The sequence below is a fragment of the Solirhodobacter sp. genome, from assembly GCF_964715405.1.
Genome location: NZ_CBAICG010000019.1, coordinates 37,149 through 59,077, shown reverse-complemented (window position 1 = coordinate 59,077; position 21,929 = coordinate 37,149). Strand labels below are relative to the sequence as shown.

Annotated in this window: 20 protein-coding genes; all 20 read left to right on the top strand. The window is 67.5% G+C overall.

Going from position 1 to position 21,929, the window contains the following annotated elements:
• Nucleotides 1-9: 9 nt before the first annotated feature.
• The 20 genes from AC11WY_RS10480 to AC11WY_RS10385 all read left to right on the top strand — a co-directional run bounded on the left by AC11WY_RS10480 (nucleotide 10) and on the right by AC11WY_RS10385 (nucleotide 21,920).
• The gene (locus AC11WY_RS10480) at nucleotides 10-372 is read left to right on the top strand and encodes a hypothetical protein (RefSeq protein ID WP_482925141.1); all 363 of its coding nucleotides are present in this window, start codon (nucleotides 10-12) and stop codon (nucleotides 370-372) included.
• Nucleotides 362-5,674 (top strand): phage portal protein, encoded by a 5,313-nt coding sequence (locus AC11WY_RS10475; protein WP_482925139.1) that lies wholly within the window; start codon nucleotides 362-364, stop codon nucleotides 5,672-5,674. Before AC11WY_RS10480 ends, AC11WY_RS10475 begins: the two co-directional genes overlap by 11 nt.
• Nucleotides 5,668-6,642, top strand: a complete 975-nt coding sequence (locus tag AC11WY_RS10470) for a phage minor head protein (RefSeq protein WP_482925137.1) — start codon at nucleotides 5,668-5,670, stop codon at nucleotides 6,640-6,642. Before AC11WY_RS10475 ends, AC11WY_RS10470 begins: the two co-directional genes overlap by 7 nt.
• A 13-nt stretch (nucleotides 6,643-6,655) precedes the next feature.
• Nucleotides 6,656-7,333 (top strand): hypothetical protein, encoded by a 678-nt coding sequence (locus AC11WY_RS10465; protein WP_482925135.1) that lies wholly within the window; start codon nucleotides 6,656-6,658, stop codon nucleotides 7,331-7,333.
• A 54-nt stretch (nucleotides 7,334-7,387) separates the two neighbouring features.
• Nucleotides 7,388-7,768: a hypothetical protein gene (locus AC11WY_RS10460; protein WP_482925133.1), complete on the top strand. Its 381-nt coding sequence runs from the start codon at nucleotides 7,388-7,390 to the stop codon at nucleotides 7,766-7,768.
• Nucleotides 7,765-11,664 (top strand): beta strand repeat-containing protein, encoded by a 3,900-nt coding sequence (locus AC11WY_RS10455; protein WP_482925131.1) that lies wholly within the window; start codon nucleotides 7,765-7,767, stop codon nucleotides 11,662-11,664. The genes AC11WY_RS10460 and AC11WY_RS10455 overlap by 4 nt, the downstream gene beginning before the upstream one ends.
• A 45-nt stretch (nucleotides 11,665-11,709) precedes the next feature.
• A complete protein-coding gene (locus AC11WY_RS10450) occupies nucleotides 11,710-13,968 on the top strand; it encodes a DUF6582 domain-containing protein (protein ID WP_482925129.1) in 2,259 nt (752 codons plus the stop codon).
• Nucleotides 13,969-14,289: 321 nt separating this feature from the next.
• On the top strand, nucleotides 14,290-14,466 hold the full coding sequence (locus AC11WY_RS10445) for a hypothetical protein (RefSeq protein WP_482925127.1): 177 nt from the start codon (nucleotides 14,290-14,292) through the stop codon (nucleotides 14,464-14,466).
• Between the two features lie 154 nt (nucleotides 14,467-14,620).
• Entirely contained in the window at nucleotides 14,621-14,887 is a 267-nt protein-coding gene (locus AC11WY_RS10440; protein WP_482925125.1) for a hypothetical protein, read from the top strand.
• On the top strand, nucleotides 14,869-15,336 hold the full coding sequence (locus AC11WY_RS10435) for a hypothetical protein (RefSeq protein WP_482925123.1): 468 nt from the start codon (nucleotides 14,869-14,871) through the stop codon (nucleotides 15,334-15,336). The genes AC11WY_RS10440 and AC11WY_RS10435 overlap by 19 nt, the downstream gene beginning before the upstream one ends.
• Nucleotides 15,333-15,719 carry a hypothetical protein gene (locus AC11WY_RS10430; protein ID WP_482925121.1) on the top strand — a complete coding sequence of 129 codons (387 nt, stop codon included), beginning with the start codon at nucleotides 15,333-15,335 and terminating at the stop codon, nucleotides 15,717-15,719. The genes AC11WY_RS10435 and AC11WY_RS10430 overlap by 4 nt, the downstream gene beginning before the upstream one ends.
• 147 nt (nucleotides 15,720-15,866) lie before the next feature.
• Nucleotides 15,867-17,417 carry a hypothetical protein gene (locus AC11WY_RS10425; protein ID WP_482925119.1) on the top strand — a complete coding sequence of 517 codons (1,551 nt, stop codon included), beginning with the start codon at nucleotides 15,867-15,869 and terminating at the stop codon, nucleotides 17,415-17,417.
• 121 nt (nucleotides 17,418-17,538) lie between these two features.
• Complete coding sequence (locus AC11WY_RS10420) at nucleotides 17,539-18,282, top strand: hypothetical protein (RefSeq protein WP_482925117.1); 744 nt, start codon at nucleotides 17,539-17,541, stop codon at nucleotides 18,280-18,282.
• Between the two features lie 124 nt (nucleotides 18,283-18,406).
• Nucleotides 18,407-19,099 (top strand): hypothetical protein, encoded by a 693-nt coding sequence (locus AC11WY_RS10415; protein ID WP_482925116.1) that lies wholly within the window; start codon nucleotides 18,407-18,409, stop codon nucleotides 19,097-19,099.
• Nucleotides 19,096-19,494 (top strand): hypothetical protein, encoded by a 399-nt coding sequence (locus AC11WY_RS10410; RefSeq protein ID WP_482925114.1) that lies wholly within the window; start codon nucleotides 19,096-19,098, stop codon nucleotides 19,492-19,494. Before AC11WY_RS10415 ends, AC11WY_RS10410 begins: the two co-directional genes overlap by 4 nt.
• The gene (locus tag AC11WY_RS10405; RefSeq protein ID WP_482925112.1) at nucleotides 19,494-19,994 is read left to right on the top strand and encodes a hypothetical protein; all 501 of its coding nucleotides are present in this window, start codon (nucleotides 19,494-19,496) and stop codon (nucleotides 19,992-19,994) included. Before AC11WY_RS10410 ends, AC11WY_RS10405 begins: the two co-directional genes overlap by 1 nt.
• Nucleotides 19,991-20,443: a hypothetical protein gene (locus AC11WY_RS10400; RefSeq protein WP_482925110.1), complete on the top strand. Its 453-nt coding sequence runs from the start codon at nucleotides 19,991-19,993 to the stop codon at nucleotides 20,441-20,443. The genes AC11WY_RS10405 and AC11WY_RS10400 overlap by 4 nt, the downstream gene beginning before the upstream one ends.
• A 9-nt stretch (nucleotides 20,444-20,452) precedes the next feature.
• Nucleotides 20,453-20,779, top strand: coding sequence for a hypothetical protein (locus AC11WY_RS10395; RefSeq protein ID WP_482925108.1), 327 nt, complete (start codon nucleotides 20,453-20,455; stop codon nucleotides 20,777-20,779).
• Nucleotides 20,780-20,808: 29 nt separating this feature from the next.
• The gene (locus AC11WY_RS10390) at nucleotides 20,809-21,552 is read left to right on the top strand and encodes a hypothetical protein (RefSeq protein ID WP_482925106.1); all 744 of its coding nucleotides are present in this window, start codon (nucleotides 20,809-20,811) and stop codon (nucleotides 21,550-21,552) included.
• 5 nt (nucleotides 21,553-21,557) lie between these two features.
• Nucleotides 21,558-21,920 carry a hypothetical protein gene (locus AC11WY_RS10385; protein ID WP_482925104.1) on the top strand — a complete coding sequence of 121 codons (363 nt, stop codon included), beginning with the start codon at nucleotides 21,558-21,560 and terminating at the stop codon, nucleotides 21,918-21,920.
• Nucleotides 21,921-21,929 lie beyond the last annotated feature (9 nt).

Genomic DNA, 21,929 nt, shown 5'->3' with positions numbered 1-21,929 from the left:
GGGGCTTCGATGACGATCTCGCGCCGCGCGCTGTTTGGGTTCGTCGGCGCGTCGGCGGTGGCTGCTGTGGCGCCGAAGGCGACGGCGAAGTTTTTCCACACACCGATCCAGTATAGCGCCGAGGTGCACTTCGCCACCGTCGCCGAAATGCGCGAATATCTTGGCCTTCCGCCGATGGGGCTCTACGTCGATGAGGTCATGACCGCGATGGAACACGCCTTGCTGCGCGGCGATCCCAACGACCCCTTCCCGCTCCAAGACGCGGTGGAGCGCTTCGGACCCTCGCTGAAGAGCCAGTGGGACACCTACCGGCTAAACCCTATGCAGAAGATCGTGTATAGCGACGACGAGGGCCTGACCGATGGCCGTTAACAGCACCCGCGCCAATCGAGGAGGCGGCGTCGCCTCGGCCATGAACGTCAGCGTCACGCCGGCCGCCAGCGGTCAGCCCACGGCCGGCGGGGTCAACCAGGGCAACGGCGCGGACTGGTTCGGCCCTGGCAATCCGCTCATGCCGGTTGCGCCGCCGCAGGTGCGCGGGCGCAGCTGGGATATCGAGCCCGCCCGCAACCTCGTCCCTCAGCCGCGCGCCTATGAGCTGATCGACTTCCCGATGCTGCGCGGTCTGGCCCAGGCCTACGACCTGCTGCGCACGGTGATCGAAACCCGCAAGGATCAGATGGCGGCGCTGACCTGGGTTCCGGCGGCGAAAAAGAAGGGAACCAAGCTGACGCCCGAGCAGCAGACCCGCGCCGACAAGATCACCGCCTTCTTCGAAGAACCGCAGCGCGGCTACGACTGGGATCGCTGGCTGCGCAAGCTGATCGAGGACCTGCTGGTGATCGACGCGGCGACGATCTATCCGCGCCTGACCAAGGGCGGCGATCTGTGCGAGCTGCGCGTGTTCGACGGCGCGACCATCAAGGTGCTGGTCGACGACTGGGGCGAAATCCCCGAACCGCCCGTTCCAGGCTACCAGCAGACGCTGCACGGCATGTCGGCGGTGCTCTACCGGTCTGACGAGCTGATCTACCGGCCGCGCAACGTCCGTCCTGGCAGGGTGATGGGCTTCAGTCCGGTCGAGCAGATCGTCACCATCGTCAACATCGCCATCCGCCGCGAGGTGTGGCAACTGAACTTCTTCACCGAGGGCAACGTGCCCGACATGCTGCTGGGCACGCCCGACGACTGGACGCCCGACCAGACGCGCTCGTTCCAGGACTGGTGGGACAGCGTGCAGACCTCGGCGGCGGGCGGCCGGCGTGGCGCGCGCTTCGTCCCCGGCGCGGTGGCCAAGAACGTCCATGAGACCAAGACGACCGAGCTGTTCGGCGTGGCCGAGGAATGGCTGGCGCGGGTGATCTGCTTCGCGTTCTCGATCTCGCCCCAGGCCTTCACCAAGCAGGTCAACCGGGCCACCGCCGAGACCCAGAAGGAAATCTCGATCGAGGAAGGCCTGCAACCGCTCAAGGCCTGGGTCGCCTCGATCATCAACCACGTGATCAAGGTCTACTTCGACTCGCCCGATCTGGTGCTGCAATGGGACGAAGAGGAAGAGATCGACCAGCAGACCCTGTCGACGATGATGCAGGACGAGGCGAAGGTCGGCATCCGCTCTATCGACGAGGCGCGCCAACAGCTGGGCCTGGACGCGCTGGGTGGCGATTTCGCCCGCCCGATGGCTTACAGCCCGACCGTCGGCTACGTCCCCATCGAGGTCGACGAGCAGATCAGCGACCAGAAGAAGAAGATCGCCGCCGGCATCACCGCCGATCCGACCGAGCCGCCCAAGGCGCCGGTCGGGCCTGACGGTCAGCCGGTTCAGCACGGCGCGCCGTTCGGCGGCCCAGGAGGCGCTGCGACGGCTGGAGGTGGAAAGACACCGGCCAAGGGCGCAAAGCCCGCTGCGCAAGCTGGCTCTGGCGGAAAGGGCGCGAAAAACGCCAAACCGGCAGCCAAGGCAGCGGGGGTGGCCGATGGGAGCGACCTGGGGGAGCCTGGGGGCGGCGCAGAGCCGCTTGGAAAAGCTACTGAGCCGGGTCTGTACGTCCACCGGCCGCTGACCGCAGACAGCGCCGCCGAGTTCATCGCCTGGGCAAAAGCGGCCGGCTTTCCCAGCGTCACCACCGCCGACGAACTGCACGCGACCGTCGTCTACAGCCGCGCGCCGGTCGACCTGGAGCCGGAAGGCGGCGAGATCACCGCGTCCGGCGGGTCGCGGATCGTCAAGCCGCTCGGCGACAAGGGCGCGGTGGTGCTGGGCTTCGACAGTCCGCTCCTGACCGATCGCTGGCAGCGGGCGAAGGACGCCGGCGCGGCGTGGGACTATCCCGGCTACCAGCCCCACGTGACGATCACCTACGACGGCGAGGGTGTCGACCTGGACGCCATCGAGCCGTTCACCGGGGACCTCGTCTTTGGGCCCGAGGTGCACGCGCCGCTGGTCGAGGACTGGCGGCCGACCGAGAAGTACAACCCCGACCAGCCCCGCGATGAACGCGGCAGGTTCGGCTCTGGCGACGATGCCAGCCGGCTGACTGCCAGCGCCATCGAAGACCGGCAGCAGGCGTTCGCCTCGAAGTACGGAGACGCCGTCGCCAAGGAGGCCGGCGCGCTCGCGGCTGACTGGTATACGATGCGGCCCACGTCTCACCTCGACGACTACCTGAAGGGCAAGCTGGCCGATGGGCCAGAAAAGGCGGCGTGGGCCGCTGTCAACGAGGACACCCAGGCGCGACTGGCCCAGGACATCGAGGGCGACCGCGTCGACCTCTATCGCGGCATCCCCGGCAACGAGATCGCCGACGCGGTGCTGGCGGCGAAGGCCAGCGGCGCCGACGCCGTGACGATCCCAATCCATGATTCGGCCAATCACACCCATGAGGCGGTCTGCGCCACCGGCCAGCACGATCTGGCGGCCAACTACGCCGCCAGCCGATGGGCGCGCCATGGTGGCGACGAGGCGCAGGCGCACACCGGCGTCGTGCTGCACATGCGCGTGGCCAAATCGGACGTGGTCTTCGCCACCGCCCACAGCGCCTTCACCAACCCCTACACCGCCGGCTGGAACGAATACGTCGTGCGCACCGGCGGCGTTTCCAGCCTGCGCATCCCCATGGCGGACGTCGAGGTCGTCGGCCGCGCCGAAAAGGCCACGCCGGCGCATGCTGGAGGCGGCATAACGCTGCCGGTCGAACTGGACGTGCGGCTGCACCCGGAGGAAGGCGCGCCCGAGCCGGTCGCCAAATACTCCGACGACCAAGCCAGAGACGATCACGGTCGCTGGACATCGGGAGGGTCCAGCGATGGACCCCTCAGCCAGGAACTGTCCGACGCGGCGGTCTCGATCGCCAACACCCTCATGCCGGGCGGCTACGACGTCAGCGACACCGCGCCGAACACCTATGAGGCCTTGGTCCAGAGCTACGGCGACAAGGGCCGCATGACCGTCTGGAGCGGCGCCAGCGACAAGACCATCTTCGGCGATCCGAAGGCCAACTACGCCTTCCGCGCTTGGCACGACATGACCCACCTGCGGCTGGCGGCGCACTTCACGCCCGAGGGTGAGCACGCGGTCTGCGAAGCCCAGAGCGAGGACGTGCGCATGCTCTACGGCGACTCGCCCGAGGCCGACCACATGATCGGGCTGCTGCACGCCGAGATCGACGGTCAGGTCCAGTACGCCCAGGCGCACGAGGGCGCGTTCCCTGTCGACCAGCGCGGCTTCGATCAGGCGTGGCTGGCCGATCCGAAGGGCGCGGTCGACCGGGTGTGGAAGCTTGCGCCGGCGTTCGACGACTACAGCTGGGGCCGGCTGCGCGACACGGTCGCCGGCAACGATGGCCACAACCCCTCGGCCGCGGCGCTGGCGCTCGGCCGCCACCTGCAAGCCCAGCACGCGGCCGTCCTTGCCTCGGCCCGCGAGGCGCTGAAGTACAACGCCGATCAGGAGCGCGACGAACGTGGACGTTGGACTGGCACTGGCGCGACTTTCGTCTCGCCTAACACCGGCGACAAGACGCTGGCTGAGGCGCACAGCGCTCTATCGGGCGATCGTCAGCAGGTCTTCGAAGCCGCCTCGAAAGACATCGACCAGCGGCTGGGGCTCAAGGGTAGTGAGACGCCGGTCCTGGGGGCTTGGAAGGACGGCGCCGAAAACTCGGTGATCCTGACCACCAAGGGCGCGGACCCCGAGGCGCTGCGGCTGTCGGCGGCGATGAAGGGCTCGCTTGCCGACCAGAAGGCGGTGCTGGTGTTCAGCTCCAACCCCAAGGGCGAGGCGGTGCTGTATCGCGGCCACGCCAGCGGCGAGATCGACGCGATCCACCAGCAGCTGCTCGACGCAGGCGTTGAAAATCATAGCCTTGCGCCTACATCGGGGGGCGCTAAGGTCTACGTCGCCGACCTGGACGGCTCTGGCCGCGAGGCGGTGCACGACTTCGGCGCCATCAATGGCGTGCACTTCTCGGCCACCCGCGGCGATGGCGAGTTTATCGGAGCGACCAACTATGACGGAACGAGCGACGCCGAACAGCGGGCGCAGGGGCAAGCTGCCTACGCATCCGTCATCGCCAATTCCGATTTCACCGTGGATAACGGAGATTCCGCCGGAACAGTATGGGGAGCAGTTCGTGATCGGTGGGGCGCGGCCCTCGCAGCCGCCAAAGCCGTCTGGGACGGACTAGGCAAGTACAGTCCCGATCAGCCGAGGGACAGCCACGGGCGCTTCGGCGAGGGGGACGGGGCGAGCGCTGAGCCGGTCAACATTCCAGTTGGCGATGCGGGCCTGGGCGGCCACGCGCCCGACACCGGCCCGATCGCCGACGACAAGCTCAGCCCCTACGCGGCCGCGAACAAGGACCGCATCGCCTCGACGCTGAGCAGGGCCGGGCTCCATCTGCGCAACGTCGACAGCCTGTCGCAGGACGCCCTGAAGGCGGGCCGTATCAACGGCCGCATCGACGACGAACACCCCCCGTATGACATCAAGCCGTTCGCCACCAACTGGGCCTCGGTCGTGCCCGGCGAGTTGGCCGATCGCGCAGCCTCGGCGATGGAAACGCTGCACGGCCAGGGCATGGACAACCTGACCGGCTACCTGAAAGACAACGTCGGCGTGGTGATCGGCCAACTGGACACAATGGAAGCGCGCAGCACGATGGCCGAGGTGGTCAGCGACGAGTCGGGCGGCGAAAAGCCGGTGATGATCCTCAACACCGAGGCCTTCGACCTGGGCCATTGCATGCAGGAAGGCTGGAACCGCGGTGAGTACGCGCCCTACGCTCTCACCGCCGGCGCCGACAAGCAGATCACCACCGGCGACTGGAAGGCGGGTCAGGAGACGATGACGGACATCGCCATCCTGCACGAGACCGGCCACGTGCTCGACTACATGAGCAACCGCGCCATGTCCTCCGCGTTTGCGGACGCCGTAGTCGAGGCGGCGCGCGGCTCGACGGTCGACTTCGGGGCGGGAAAGTTCAGCTATAGCGACAAGGACGTCCAGGCGTGGCTGGGCAAGAACGTCTCAGGCTATGCTCGCGCCAGCATTTACGAGGGCGCCGCCGAGGCGTTCAGCAAGATCGCGACCGGCGCCGCGCTGCCGCCGGCGTTGGACGCTTGGCGCGACCGCGTTGTGGACTTCGCCAAGGACGCGAGGACCAGTTCATGGTGAACCTCAACTGGAAACCCGGCGAGCCCACCGACGACATCATCATCGACACCTCGGCGAGCAAGCTGCACAAGTCCGTCCGCCGCACCGAGGCCCCGCCGGACAAGGCCAAGTACGTCCTGCCGCTCGATCGGCCGGTCGCCGCCGCGGCAGAGGCCTCGATCCGCAGCCGGGTGACGGCGATCTTCAAGCTCGCCGCTGTGGACGTGGCCCGCCAAGTGGCTCGCGCCCTGGACAAGACCCACAAGGCCGACATCGACCCGGACGATCCGGCGAGCGAGGCCGCCCTGATCGCCGCCGCGCTCGACCTCAGCAGCCTCGACGCCATCCGCGACGCCATCAACGGGCCGCTGTTCGACGTCAGCAGCGACAGCGCGCAGAAGGCGCTGGCCATGGTCGGCGTCCTGCGCGATGCGGACCTCGTCAATCAGGTCAACACCGCCGCGGTCGACTGGGCGCGCGGGCGCGCGGCGGAACTGGTCGGCAAGCGGGTGCTGGCCACCGGCGAGGTGATCGACAACCCCAACGCCGACTTCGCCATCATCGACTACACCCGCGATCTGATCCGCGACCGGATCGCCCAGGGGCTGGAAGACAACATCGGCACGCCGGCCATCGCCGACTCGATCGAGCAACTGACCGAGGGCGAGGATGGGGCGGTGCGCTCGCCGTTCGGATCGGAGCGCGCGGCGCTGATCGCCAACACCGAGGTCGCCCGCGCCAACGAGCAGGGCAAGCTGGTGGGCTTTCGCGGCGCCGCCGACGCGGGGATCGCGCTGAAGAAGTCCTGGCTGACCATGGGCGAGGCCTGCGACGTCTGCCAGGACAACGAGGACGACGGGCCGATCGACCTTGACGACGACTTCAGCAGCGGGGACGATGCCCCACCAGGACACCCGAACTGCCGGTGCGTTTTGCTGCCCGAGACCGGGTCGGACGAGGAGGGCGAAGGCGATGATGAAGGCGACTGACACTGACCGCCCCTTGCAGATCAACCCGCCGTTCGACGGCAGCCCTCCTTGTCCCGCCTGTCAGCAGCAGGTGCGCGGCCTGGGCGCTTCGATCCACAACTTCCTGACGCGCTGCAAGCCGGACGGCAGCGGGATCGAGCAGGGAAAGGCCATGATCCGCATCTGGGACATGCGCACCTTTTCGGAAATCCCGACCGAGTTGACCGTCCCGCACCCGGCGTCGATCGAGATCGTCGCCGTCGCCAGGGCGCTGATCGAGGCGTCCGGCGGCATGACCTCCGAAGGCGCGACGGTGCGCTGGTCGCCAGAAACGCTGGCCAGGATCGAGGCGCTGATCCCGCGCGCCATGGCTGCGGCCGACGGCTTTGACCCGCTGTCAGAGGCGCACTTCGCCGACTACCGCCATTGCAGCGGCGAGCCGAATGTCCTGCGCGCCCGCAAGGGCATGAGCTGGGCCGGCTTCGTCAAGCCCGACTACGAGCGAGCGAAATACGACTATCCCGTCTGGGTCGAGATCGGCGACGGCCACTTCGATATCGAACACAGGGTGTGCGGCGTCAGGCTGCGGCTGCACCAGCACTTCCTCGACCACATGCAGCGCGATCCGACCTTCTACGGACAGGTCTGGTGTCCGAGTTGCCGGATCAATGCCCCGGCCGAGCAGTTCGTCCGCCACCATCACGCCGATTGACGCCGCTCGCCGCTAGTGTGATCTTCGCCCGGTTTCAGGCGGGGGCTCTCGAACATGGTGGCGCGGCCATACTTCCAGGGTCCGAGCGGTGCTCAACAGCCCGCCGACCCGGTCTTCGACGTGGGATTGGCCGCCAGCGGCCTTGCGCCGCTCGAAGAGAGCTTCGTGGGCGTCCGCGCCAGCACCAACACCTTCACGCCGATCCCCGGCATCCCGTTCAACATCGCCGGTGCTGGCGTGTTCGGCTCGATCCAGCTTGAGAAGTACGTCAACGCCGCCATCGGCTGGCAGCCGATCACCGCCGGCGTGGGCATCCAGATCAAGGTCTGGACCAACGCCTTCGCCGAGCAATGGGTCGAGTTTGAGACCGGCGTGACCTACCGGCTGAACTGCACCGCCTCGGCGGGCACGATCAACACGAGGATCAGCCAGTGATCCTGAAGGACCCTGAAGCGCTGGGCTTGGCCGTGATGGCCTTGGCCCGCGACACCGGCTCGGCGATGGCGTCCAGCGTCGCCGCGCTGAAAACCCAGATCGTCGCCGCGCCGATCCAGTCGATCCTGATCGCAGGCCTCAACAAGGCTGGCGACGGCCCGATGATTCTGGCCATCCGCAGCGCCACCCAACCGGTGCATCCCGGCTATTTCCAGGACGCCAGCGGGGCCTACTTCGAATTCCAGCCCGACGCCACCGGCCACGTCTATCTGGAGTGGTTCGGCGGCAAGAACGACGGCGTCGCCTTCAACTTCGGCTCGACCTACATCACCAGCGGATCGAGCCCGGCGCCGCACACGCCCAACACCCTGCGCGTGAACAACAGCGGCGGTCCCTTCGCCAACGCCAAGGCCGGCATGGTGGTGATGGTCAACGGCGCCGGTCCCGCCGGCGTGCCCCTGGTCACGACCCTCGCCACCATCACCGACGCCTTCGACGTCGAGATGGCCGCGGCGTCGTCGAACGCCATGAGCGGCGCGCTCTGCTACGGCGCGTTCGGCACCGACAACTATCCGGCCTATGTCGCCGCCCAGCAGATGGCCGAGCACTTCCGGGCGCTGATCCAGCTGCGCTTCGGCATCTACATGACCAGCCAGACGTGGTTCGGCGGCGACATCACCGCCGCCTCGCAGCTAGGCTGCGGCCTCGTGGGCATGGGCCCGTTCCACACGGTGATCATGGGCGCCATGCCGATGACCATTTCGGGCGGCGTCTACTACTTCGGCGTCGCCAACGGACAGGTGACCTTCTCGACCACCGTCAACCCCTCGGTCAACGACACCATCACCATCAACGGGGTGGTGTTCACCTGGAAAGCCGCCTCGGGCTCGGCGAGCCAGATCACCATCGGCGCCAATGCCCAGGCCAGCGCCGCCAACCTCGTCGCCATCGTCAACGCCTATGGCGCCGGCGTCGGCTGCACCGCCTTCGCCACGACCAACGTGGTGACCCTGACGGCCACGGCGCCGGGGAACGCGGGCCAGTCGGTGACGCTCGCCGAGTCTTCGTCAGCCACCACGCTCTCTGGCGCGACGCTGACCCTCAACCAGGGCGCCTATCAGGTCCAGGGCCAGTGGAAGGATTGGGGCGGCTTCACCATCCGCCCGGCCGCCTACTACCCCGAACTGGACACCAACGGGGTCACCACCTCCACCGCCGCCACCGGCATCCTGGTGTCGGCCAACGCGTCGTTTGCCAGCATGCGGGCGATCCGCTGCGAGGGCTGGGCGCGCGGGATCGACACCCTCAGCCAGGGCGCCTTCTCCTGCGACATGGCGCGGCTCGACCTGATCAACAACTGGGACCGCAACGTGCTGTCCTTCGGCCTGGGCACCGGCAACGTCACGGCGAACGTCTACGCATCCGCCACCGGGCTTCAGCGCGCCCACAACCTGATCACCATCAAGGGCGCCGACCAGGGCGTCGGGCTCCAGCTGAACACCGAACACACCAACGTCCTCGAAAGCCCTCTCGACCTCACCGACAGCCCGGCGTTCGACCTGATCGGCTGGAACCAGGAGGGGATTCGCTGCATCGACGAGACCACCTACCTCGGCGATGTGGTCTGGTCGCTCGGCTCGCCGACCATCGGCAACCAGACGCGCGACTACTACACCACCGGCGGCTTTCCGATCTGCCCAGGCGCGGGCAGCAACGTCTTCAGCAACGGTGGGACCAACACCGCCGGCGGCGGCTCGATCACCTACACCGCCGCGACCGGCGTGCTGCTGGTGACGCCTGACGTCGGTGAGACCACCTACGGGCTGGCGGCGGCCGCCGGCGGCCTGGGTATCCTGCCCACCGAGACCTACACCCTGGCGGGCGCGACCGACGCCAACACCAACGCCAGCTTTGTCTGCACCGGTGTCGGCTGCACCGGCGGGTATATCGGCCAGGGCTCCAACACCTCGGGCTGGTCAGCGATCATGAGCGGCGCCCCGACCCTGTCGACGACCTTCTACTCGGCCGGCGTCGCGACCTTCGGGGGCGTGGGCACGGCCAACGACACCCTGACGATCAACGGTCAGGCGATCACCCTGGTCAACTCGGGCGCGACCGGCTTCCAAGCCAACATCGCCGGCACCGCCGCGCTGACGGCCGCCAACGTCCAGGCGGTGATCAACGCCAACCCGGCGACCTTCAACGCCGCCGCCACCCTGGTTGGCGCGGTGCTGACCATCACCGCCTCGGTCGGCGGCTCCAACGGCCAGATCGCCGTCGCCAAGTCGTCGACCGCCATCACCCTCAGCGGCCTGACGGGCGGCGCGACCGGCAACACCGCCATGCCCTCGACCATCCCCGGCGCCAGCCCGGCGGTGACCGCCTCGACCGCCGACTACATGCACCTCTACCGGTCCAACCTGACCGGCGCATTCGCGACGATCCGCAACGCGGGCCAGGGCGACCAGCTGACGATCCGCCGGGTCCAGCGCATCTGCAACCGCATCATCGGCTCGACCGGCTCGGTCAGGTCCGGCGGTCACCGCGTCGTCGCCGCGTCGTCCGCCTGGAACGGGCAGGTGGCGATCAAGGAAATCCTCAGCCAGAGCAACTGCGGATCGCCCAGCCGGGACATCACCGTCATCGCCTACGAGGTGGTCTACGTCGGCGGCACGACCTGCGTGGTGGTCTGCCACACCCAGTTCCCGCACTTCCTGACCCAGGGCCAGACGATCCGTCTGTCGGGCACCTACCCGGCCGAATTCACCGCCGGGACCGGAGCGCTGGGCACCCAGACGCCGGTCGTCCGCAACGTGCTCGGCCCCAAGTCGTTCAGCTTCGCCATCAACTACATCAACGTCAACGGTGGCATCGGCTGCCCGACCGCCAACTCCAGCGGCACCATCACCTTCGGCGGCGTGGGCACCCCGAACGACACCGTCACCATCAACGGGGTCACGATCACCCTGGTCGCCAGCGGCGCCAGCGGCAGCCAGATCAACATCGGCGGGTCTGCCACGGCCACCGGCGCCAACCTTGCGACCTACCTGAACGCGCACTTGGCCACCTTCGGCATCATCGGGGCGCAGAACATTTCCGGCGTCGTGTCGATCGTCGTCTCGGCCGCCGGCTCGACCGTCACCATGACCAAGTCGTCGACCGCGATCACGCTTTCGGGCGCGACCACCTTCGCCAACTATGGGCTGCAAAACACCGGCCTGACCGGCTTCGTCATCGTCCCGTGCCTCCAGGTGGTGAACACCGTCGCTCGGGTCAGCGCCACCGGCATCGCGACGATTGTTTTCACTGGGCTGCTGCCGTCCAGTGTCACGCCCTACCAGTACATGCGCTATTACAGCTCGGCCAACGGGAGCTTCAGCGTCAGCGGCGTGCCGATCCTGTCGCGCGTCGACTCCGGCGGAAACACCACCATCACCTTCCGCAACCCTGGCGCGGACGTCTCGCCGACCGCCGACACCCATGGGGCCTTCACGGTCTGGGAAAACCTGGAGGGGACGGTCAACATGACCAGCCCGTCCTATCTCCCGAACCCGGTCATCGAGTTTGGGCCCTACTACAGCCCCAGCTTCCTGATCGCCGCGGGGACCATCAACGCCGGGGCCAGCCAGACCACCAACATCGGCGGCATCGTCGGCGCCCAGTGTCTGACCGTCGCCGGGACGCTCGCCCCTGACGGCGGCTTCCAGGTCCCCGACTGGGTCGACGTCGAGGTGCGCGGAACGCTCGCGCCGGGCCTAATGGCCTATGGCAACGTCGATGCTTCGGTGGCCGGGCAGCTGGACATGGTGGTCAACAACGTGACCGCCTCGAACATCACCTTCAGCACGACCGGCGTGCTGGCGGAAGCCAAGCTGAAGCGGCAACTTGCGGCCTAGCCTTAGCTGGTGTCATACATTGGCCGTTGAACGGGGGCGCCAACGATGAAAACGGCTCGCATCTTCCTGCCGCTGACGAAGGTCGACGAGGTCCAGCGGCTGGTCTACGCCGAGGCCGCTTCGGAAGCGACCGACAAGACCAACGAGAAGTTCGACTACGCCACCAGCAAGCCGCTGTTCGAGAACTGGTCCAACCAGCAGTCGGCCGCGACGAAAGCCGCCGGCACCCAGATCAGCTACGGCAACGTGCGCGAAATGCACGGCAAGAGCGCGGCTGGCCGGCTCGACCAGCCGATCGACTTCAGCGACAGCGGCAAGACCGTCTCGACCGTGATCAAGGTGGTCGACGACGACGCCTGGAACAAGGTGCTTGAGGGGGTCTACACCGGGGTCTCGATCGGCGGCCGCTACGTCAAGAAGTGGGATGATCCCAACGAGCCCGGCGTGAAGCGCTACACCGCCGAACCCAGCGAGATCAGCCTTGTCGACAACCCCTGCATCCCGACCGCCCATTTTCAGATGGTCAAGGCGGGCGGCATGACCGAGCAGGTGCTGTTCAAGCTTTACGTCCCCTCCAACGCCGAGATCGAGGCGGAAACCTTGGCCATCAAGGCCAAGTTTCCCGACGCCAGCCTGCCCGACCTGCTGGAGAAGGCCCGCGACTCGCTGCTCGCCAAGCGGTCCGGCGAGACCGACGAGGAAGACGAGGACGAGAACGGCGGCGACGAGGATGATTCGGCCGCCGGCGCCGAGCCGGAAGCGCAGAGCGCCGACACCCAGGACGCCATCGACGAGGCCGAGGACGAGGTCGACGACGATGATGACGACGCGGCGGGCGACGACCAGTCCAGCGGCGACACCAGCGAGGCGGCCCCGAAGAAGCGCAAGCGCGGGCGCAAGAGCGTCATCGCCGACTTCGTCAAGGGCGCCTTCCCCAACCTGACCGAGACGGGCGTGGGAAGCGCCGTGGCGGCCCTGCTGCCCCAGGTGCGGGCGCTGACCTCGGCGAAGGCCATCGAGGGCGTGGCGAAGGCCTGGAAGCCCGACCCGGCCGACCAGGACTGGGGCGTCGATCAGGTGTTCCAGGTGCGCGCCGACAATTCGGTGCACGCCAAGAAGGCCGACGCCCTGGCGCACATCGACGCGCTGAAGAAGGTCACCAGCCCGACCTCGGCCATCGCCGAGGCGGTCGCGGCGGCCCTGGCCAAGGCCAAGAAGTCGGACGACAAGCCGAGCGGCGACTATGGCGACGTGAAGTACGCCGACCCAGGCCTCCAGAGCGACAAAAAGCCGCGCTATCCGGTCGACACGCCGGCGCATATCCGCGCCGCCTGGAGCTACATCAACCAGTCGAAGAACGCCTCGCAGTACAGCGACGGCGACCTCGACAAGGTGAAGGCGGCGATCGTCTCGGCGTGGAAGGACAAGATCGACTCGGGCGGCCCGCCGTCGGCCGAGAAGATGGCGGCGTTCGGTGGGCCTGACGGCCCAGCCTTCCTGAAGGCGCTGCTCGACGTCAGGCTGGCCAAGGGCTTCTGGACCGTCAGCTCGGTCGCCTACGCGCTGTCGTCCCTGGCCGACATCATGACCGAGGTCTGCTGGGAAGAGAACGCCGAGCACGACGACGGCTCGAAGCTTCCCCAGATGGCCAACGACGCCTTCAACGCCGCGCGCACCCTGCTGGTCGAAATGATCAGCGAGGAGTCGGGCGAGCTGATGGCGGCGCTATCGGCCAGCGGCGCCACCGCGGCGATCACCCTGATGGAGGGCGCCCCGCCCGATCTGATGGCGCTCGCGGCGAAGGCCACCGACCTGACGAAGGCCGACACCGCGCTGCTGGCGAAGGTCGGGGCGCGCAACAACTCGACCGACAAGGCGACGATCCAGGCGATCCATGACCATGCCCAGGACCTGGGCGCGACCTGCGATTCGGACAACTGCGACGAGGCCGACAAGTCAGCGCCGGCGGCGCTGGCCAAGCTGACCGAAGAGCGCGACGCGATCCAGAAGGCGGCGCTGGAGGGGATCGCCGAGATCACCGCCAGCTTCGAGAAGCGCTTCGCCGACCAGGACGCGCAGATCGCCAAGCTGCTCGCCGAGCCCGCGCCCATGCCGACGCTGCACATCATCGGCAAGGCCGACGAGGCGCCGAACGCCGGCTTGGGCGGCCGGTCTCAGAGCGACGATGAGCTGGTCGTCGGGGCCATGAAACGCATTGGCCTTGAGGGGCTTCAAAAGCTGGCGTTCGCCGCATCCTTCTCCGATCCGCAGAGCGCGGTTGGACGATTGAGCGGCCAGAGCTAAGATCGGCGCTGGGGTTTGCCGACCCCTGGCACTGGCGATAGGACCCCCGCTGGCCAAGCAGCGGGGGGTTTTCTTTTGGGCACGATCTGGTAGGACGCGCCCACTCCGCAAAGAGGGACCGAATCCGTAGCGCTGCGGTCGGTCTGGGTATGCGGACAAAGCGGGATACATTTCGTGGGCCGTGGTTTTCCCGCCGTTGGCAGAGCTATAGATCGGGTCCGCGCGAACTGGTCTGGCCGAGCCAAACGTACCGAGGTCCTGCCTCTTGCCAGGACGCCCGCGCGGGGCCAAGGTCGCGCTCTCAACCAGGGAGCGTCACCCATGTCCACCACCACACCCAGCCCCAAGGTCTCCAATCCGCTCGCCGTCGTCGTGACGAAGGTCGACGGGACCGTCGTGCAATTCGCCGGCTTCTCGGCCAAGTTCATCGTCGCCCACCCGCGCCTGTCGGTGCTGATGGGCTTCGTCGCCGGCGGTCTGATCGGCCACTTCACCTGAGCCGTTTTTAGGCATAGCGTCACGGTTGGCTCGGCAACGGGCTTCTTCGAAAGTGGATTGTGGGGGTCGGCGCGGCTGCCAGCATGAGCAGGGGTCGCGCCGGCTTCCCAGTCTTCAGATCACCAGGACATAGTTCCCTCACCAGGACCGAATCATGAACAAGGAATTGGCGCTGGCGCTGCTGGAAGATCAGCGGACGTTCGCCCGGATCGCGCTCTTTCGCGAGATGGCCGACGAAGCCGCGCGCACCCGCGACGATCTATTCGAGATCGCGGCCATGTCAGGCGGCATGTGCCCTGGGCTTGTGGATTGGGCGCGAGCGTTCGACCAGGAGGCCGGCTACTGGCGCGCGATGGCGGCTGGCCTGATGGGTCCGCCGATGGATGTCCCCGAGGCGTACCGATGGCCTACCAAAAGCTGAGGAAGGGCGGCCCGGTCACCGCCGCCTGGACCATCCTCGACGTCGACGACCCCGAGACCTGGGGCACCGCGAAGGCCGAGCTGACCGCCCGCCTGTTCCACCTCCAGCGCGGCCGCTGCGCGGGCTGCGGCAAGATCATGACGCCGAGGTGTGGCCGCAACAACGGCTTCGGCCCCTCGATCGACCACGTCTTTCCGAAGTGCGCCGAGACCACCCGCGACTTTCGCCGCTCGCCGCGCATCCGCAAGCTGCGCAAGCGGTTCTACGTCCCGCCGACGTCGGTCTACCGGACGCTGGCCGGCGGCGATCCGATGGGCCGCTGGGATAAGGTGGCGATGCACCGGCGCTGCAACTCGGCCAAGGGCCACCGCGCGCCGACCGGCTGCGAGCTGATCTGGCTGATGGCCGTGTGCGCCAGGATCAGGGGCGAAGAAAAGGAAGCTACATGACACCGCTAGGAAGCACCTCTGGCCGCTGGACGGCCTTCGTCGAGCCGCTGACGTCGCGTCGGCAGGTCTTCCACCTCGTGCGCACGGAGCCAGCGCGGGTCGAGGGCGGCAGGGTCGGATCGGTCGCCTATGAGGTCGAACTGGTCTTCCACAAGCTGGAGAACGAGGGCGATTGGGGTCCGGCGCCGCCGACGCTGGTGTCGAACGTGGGCGATGACCAGCTGCGCGACCTGATGCAGGCGATCGTCGACGAGGCCGCCAAGCTGGGGATCGTCGCGTCAGGACACCAGGACGCCCGCGGCGAGATAAGGCGCGTCGAGCTTCACCTGGAAGACATGCGCAAGCTGGTGTTCACGGGCAGCGACTACCGACCGTTGACATAACCCCTCACTTTGCTGATCCTGCGGCGCATCGGGAGCGCCAGCGGGGACGCGGCGCACACCCCCAGGTCAGCCGGGGACGGCGGATCGAACCCACCACCGCACATCAGTCGCGGGGTCGTTCGATCGGCCTCGCTGGGGGCAATCTCGATGAACGACACCCTGTCCAAGGCGCTTCAGGTGCTGGGCGGCCGGATCGACCGCGCCAACCTCGGCGCCGATCCCAACGCGACCCTCGTCTCGCTGTACGAATCCCTGTCGGCCGTGAAGTCGATGGACGAGATTCCTAACATGATGAAGACGACCTACACCCAGTCGGGCTCTGCCACGACCGGGCTGACGGCCTACGACCTGGAGGCGCCCTCCAAGCTGTTCTATCCGGTGCTGACGCCGCTGCGCAACGAGACGCCGCGCGTGTCTGGCAAGGGCGGCATCCAGGCCAACTGGCGCGCGATCACCGCGATCAACACTCAGAACCTCAACGCCGGGGTCTCCGAGGGTAACCGCGGCGGGACGATCCAGACGACCGTCACCAACTACAACGCCAGCTACAAGGGCATCGGCTTCGAGTCCTCGGCCTCGTTCGAAGCCCAGTACGCCGGCGAAGGCTTCGACGACGTCCGCATGCGGGCGCAGCAAGCGGGTCTGCACTCGCTGATGCTGGCCGAAGAGCGGATGATGCTGGCGGGCAACACCTCGCTGGCGCTGGGCACCACGCCCACGCCGTCGATGACCCAGTCGGGCACCGGCGGCGCCTACTCCAACAGCACCGTCTCGGTGATCTGCGTCGCCCTGACCGCCGATGGCGTCTTCCGCAACACCGTCGCCGCCGGCCTGCAACAGGTCTACGTGCGCACCAACGCCGACGGCTCGACCGACACCATCAGCGGTGGCGTGGCGCAGAAGTCGACCAACCAGACCATCACCCTGACCGGCGGCACGGCCACCCAGTCGATCACCGCCTCGGTGACGGCGGTGCGCGGCGCGGCCGGCTATGCGTGGTTCTGGGGAACGGCGGGCGCCGAACTGCTCGGGGCGATCACCTACACCCCGACCGCGACCTTGACCACCACGGCGACCGGCACCCAGCTGGCCTCGACCCTGGCGTCGACCGACTATTCGACCGACGGTCTGGCCTACGACGGGCTGATCACCCTGGCCCTGAAGTCGGGCAGCGGCTCCTACTGGAGCGACCTGGGCGGCGCGACCCTCACCGGCGACGGCGTGGGCGGCATCACCCAGTTCGACACCCTGCTGAAGAGCCAGTGGGACACCTACCGGCTGAACCCGGAAGTGTGCTGGATCAGCAGCCAGGAAGCGAAGAACATCCGAACGAAGGTGATGGCCGGCAACGCCAACGGCGCGATCCGGTTCAACATCGACGCCAAGCAGGGCATGATCGCCGGTGGTCTGGCGGTGGCGACCTATCTGAACGAGTACGGCCTCAACGGCGCGACCGAAGTTCAGATTCGCCAGCACCCCTACATCAGTCCGGGGACGGTGCTGTTCACCCAGAAGACCCTGCCGTATCCCATGCCGGACACGCCGAACATCTACCAGATCAAGACCCGGCAGGACTACTACTCGATCGAGTGGCCGTGGCGCAGCCGGAAGTACGAGTACGGCGTCTACGCCGACGAAGTGCTCCAGCTGTATTTCCCGCCGGCGATTGCCGTCTTGACGGGCATCGGCAACGGGTAAAGGTTGAGGGGGTGGCGCTGGCGCAAGCCGCGCCACTCTTTCGGGGGCGGGGCTGGGGGTCGCGTAGCTATGGCAGGGCGCGGCCCCCGAACCACGTCAGCCCGCCAACCAGGAGACGACGATGTCGCGCAAGAAATGGTACCTTCAGGCCCCGGATAACGGAACCGGCGAGGCCGTGATCGAGGGGTCCTACTACTGGCCCGAGATGGGCGAGAACGGCATCTACACCATCGAGGTGACCAACCAGCACCACATGGAAGTGCTGGTCAATCAGCACCACTTCCAGGTGATCGGCGAGATCGAGCAGCTGCCACCGCCGACCGCCTTTGGCCCGATCGACGTCGAGGAACTGGGCCGCAGCGGCCTGGAGCAGGCCCTGGTCGAGCGCGGCGTCACCTGGGACCGTTCCGACGGCCGGGCGGGCATGGAGGCCGCGGCGCTGGCCTGGAACGAGGCCCGCAAGGGCCGTGTGCGCTCCGAGCAGTCGGCGCCGGCCATGCGGCCGGTGGTCAACACCGACAGCCCCGAGTTTCAGGCGGCCGTCATGGAGGCGGTGAGGGCGGCCTTGGCCGAACACAGCCAAGCACCGCAGAGCCAGCAGCCGGTGATCGACCTTGAGAAGGCCTATCCCGGACAGACCGCCCCCCAGATCATCATCGACGATCCGCGCGTCGGTGACGGCCCGCGCACGGCCGAGGTCGCCACCCTCGATACCGTCGACGCGACGCTGATCCCGTCGATGGACATGGCCTCGCTCAAGGCGCTGCTGAAGGCGTCGGACGTGGTGTTCAACGAGAAGGCCCTGCCGCACACCCTGCGCAAGATCGCCCTGGACGAGGTCGAGCAGCGCCAGCGGGCGGCTTAGGGCCATGATGGCGCCGGGGGACCTTGTCACGCTCGACGCGGTGGTGGGGTGGCTCGGCGCCACGCCCAGCGCTAACGCCTATCCGCTGCTCCAGCGGCTGATTCGCGCCGCGTCGGCCGCCGTCATGCGCTACTGCGCCCGCAGCGTCCCGTTCGCCTACAGCCTCGTCGAGACCATCGTCGACGGCAACGGGCTGAACTTCGTGGTCCTGCGCGAATCGCCGGTGATCGACATCGTCAGCATCGACTTCGGCAACGGCACCATCTGGACGTCCGCCAACGAGTCGACCGGCTCGCCGCCCAGCCAGGGCTACATCGTCCCCGACGACACGTCCGCCCAGGACCGACTGGTGCTGTCGCAATACTGCTTCCCGCGCGGGCGCTCGAACATCAAGATCAGCTACCACACCGGCTATCTGATCAGCGGCGAGGCCTGGGTCGTGCCCGGCAGCGGCCCCTACACGGTGGCGACCATCTTCAGCTGGCTGGACGACCAGGGCGTCTCCTACAAGGGCGGCGCGGCGCTGACGAAGGTCACCGGGACGCCGACCGTCGGTGAGTACGCCGTGGTCGACGGCGTCTACACCTTCGCCGCGGCCGACGCGAACGCGCAGCTGCTCGGCAACTACAGCTACTGCCCCGAGGACGTCGCCCAGGCCTGCATCGAACTGGTCGGCGAGCGCTACAAGGCCACCACCCGGATCGGCGAGGTCAGCCACCAGATGCAGAGCGGCACCACCGTCTCGTTCAGCCAGAAGGACATGAACGACACCATTAAGATGATGCTGGCGGCCTACAGAAGGACCACCCCGGCGTGAGGCTGCTGTTTTGCCAACAGTGCGGCGACCTGCGCGCCCCGGTGGCCGAGGCGCGTCGGCCGAGGTTCTGCGCCTGCGGCCGTCACAGCGTCTGGTGGGCCGACCGCATGAACGGGATGCTGGTGATCTGCGACGGCTGGGGACAGCAGGAAGAGCGTCCGGGCTATCCACGCGGGCGCATGGCCTACGCCTGGGTGATCCATCTAGCCGACGAAATGCTGCGTGCGCCGGTGGCCGTGGCAGACCCGCCCACCATCGCCAAGGTCATGAGCATCGAGAGCGAGGCGCTGCTGCGGCTGGCCGAATCACCGGCGATCAAATACCGGCCCGGCGAGACCGACGACAGCAGCTGGGGCTGGTTTCCGTCGCACATCGGCGATCGGAGCGTGGCCTGATGCGTCTGAACGTCACCCTGATCGGCGACGCGGTGCTGCGGGCGGCCATCGCGGCCATGCCGAACCGGGTGTTCGAAGAGGTCGCCACGGAGGTCTGGCGCCAGACGCTGGACCTGCAAAAGCACATCGTCGCCGACAAGCTGACCGGGCAGGTGCTGAACGTGCGCACCGGCAACCTGCGCCGCTCGATCCAGTCGGCCTTCCGCGTCGACGGGATGACCTCGACCGGCCGGGTCTTCAGCGCCGGCGATGTGAAGTACGCCGCGATCCATGAGTTCGGCTTCGACGGCATCGAGCACGTGCGCACCTTCCAGCGGATGCAGACCATGGTGTTCGGCAAGGAGGTCGAGCCGTTCGAGGTGACGGTGTCGGCCCACGACCGGCACATGCGCATGCCGATGCGGTCCTTCATGCGCACCGGCTTGCACGACCAGGAAGATCGGATCATCAGGGCGCTGAAGGCCGCGGCGCTGCGCGGCGCGCAGGGGAAGGCCGCATGACCATCACCCGCAATCAGGTTGCCGACGCGCTGCTGGCGTTCGGATCGGGCATCACGTGGGGCTCGGGCTCGACCTGGGCTACGCCGCCCACCCGCAAGTTCAAGGGCGTCGGCCAGTTCGCCCTGGCCGACCGGCCGGTGCTGATCCAGATCGAGCCCGAGGAATCGGTCGAGCAGCGCACCAACCTGGAGTCGATCGTGCGGCTGCAATACCGCTGGATCATCTGGACCAAGACCGACACCCAGGACGTCGACGTGATCGGCGCGGCGGACCTCAACGACATGATCGACGCCATCGAGGCGGCGTTCAAGCCGGTGGGCATGCGCCAGACCCAGGACCTGGGCGGCGCGGTGGCCCACGCCTTCATCAACGGCTCGATCTTCAAGGACTCTGGCGACGACACCGGGGAGGGGTTAGTCTCGATCCCGATCACGGTCCTGCGGCCGTAGGAGAGCACCATGGAAAATCCCGAAGGCCCCAACCCGCCGACCAAGCCCGCGCCAGCCCCAGACAAGCCCGTGGGCGGCGATTCGCCCTCAGCGGCTTCAACCGTCCAGCCGACCGCTCCGAGCGCCCCTGAGACCGCTGCGGCGCCCGCGCCGGCGGCGAATTGGCCCGGCCCCCCGGCGATGATCAACCCCGACAATTCGAAGGTCGAGGCGATCCTGCACCGCTGGCTCCACAGCGATATTGCAGGCGGCCCGATCTCGCGTCACACTGAGGCCTGGAACGCGCTTCAGTACGCCCTGCCGTCGCTGGCGGCGATGCTCCAATCCGAGGGCTGAAAACCCTCTAGCTCAGTCGGGGGACACGCATGAGCGGCCAACAATCCGTCTTTGGGGCGGGCTACCTCTGGGGCACGACCGTCGGCGGCAGCCCTCGGCTGTTCGCCTGTCTCCAGAACGTCACCGTCGATTTCAGCCAGGACCTCAAGGGTCTGTGGGGAAATCAGCAGTACGCGATCGAGCAGGGTTCCGGCAAAGCCAAGATTACGGCGAAGGCCGACATCGGCCGGTTCGATCCGCACGTGGTCAACGACCTCTACTTCGGCGGCACGATGAGCGGCGGCTCGACGGCGGCCGGCACGATGGAGGCCCACACGGTCCCCGCCTCGTCCGCCTACACGGTCACCGCGACCCATAGCGCCACCGAGGTCAACGACCTTGGCGTCTACGACGTGACCCAGAGCGGCTTCCTCGGCTCGGCCGGATCGCCAGCCAGCGGCGTCTATTCCTACTCCAGCGGCGTCTACAGCTTCAATTCCGCCAACGCCAGCGACGCGGTGCAGATCAGCTACACCTACACCACCAGCGGCGGCTTCACGATGAAGAGCGGCAACCCGGTGATCGGGTCCAAGCGGCAAATCTTCCGCGCCGATCTGTTCAACAGCTACGACGGCATCCCCTCGGGGATCACCCTGTTCGCCTGCCAGACGAGCAAGCTGGGCATGCCGTTCAAACAGGACGACTGGCTCTTGACCTCGTTCGACTTCGAGGCCCAGGATGACGGCGCGGGCAATGTGGTCGCGCTGTACGGGACCGGGGCCTCCCCGAGCTAGTCGCCATGACGCTGAAAGTGACGCTGGGGGGGATCGAGTACGATCTCCCCCCCTACCGATTCAAGCACCTGCGGCTTGCGGCGCCGTTCATGGACGCCATCGCCAAGACCACCATCGACGGCGAAGGGGCGGTGTTCACCCAGGTCCTCGAATCCCAGCGCAACCAGCTGGGCATCATCTGGGCCGGGCTGTGTGATCGCGATCCGCCGATCAGCCTGGACGACCTCGCGGCCAACGCCACCCAGGCCGAAATGAACGCCATCCTGCCGCTGATCTCAGAAATCCAGCGGGAGGCCGGAATGTTCCCCCCGGCGACGGCGACGACGGAGGAACCGGCGCCAGAACCGGCGGGCTCTATTCCCTCCTAAAGCGCAAGG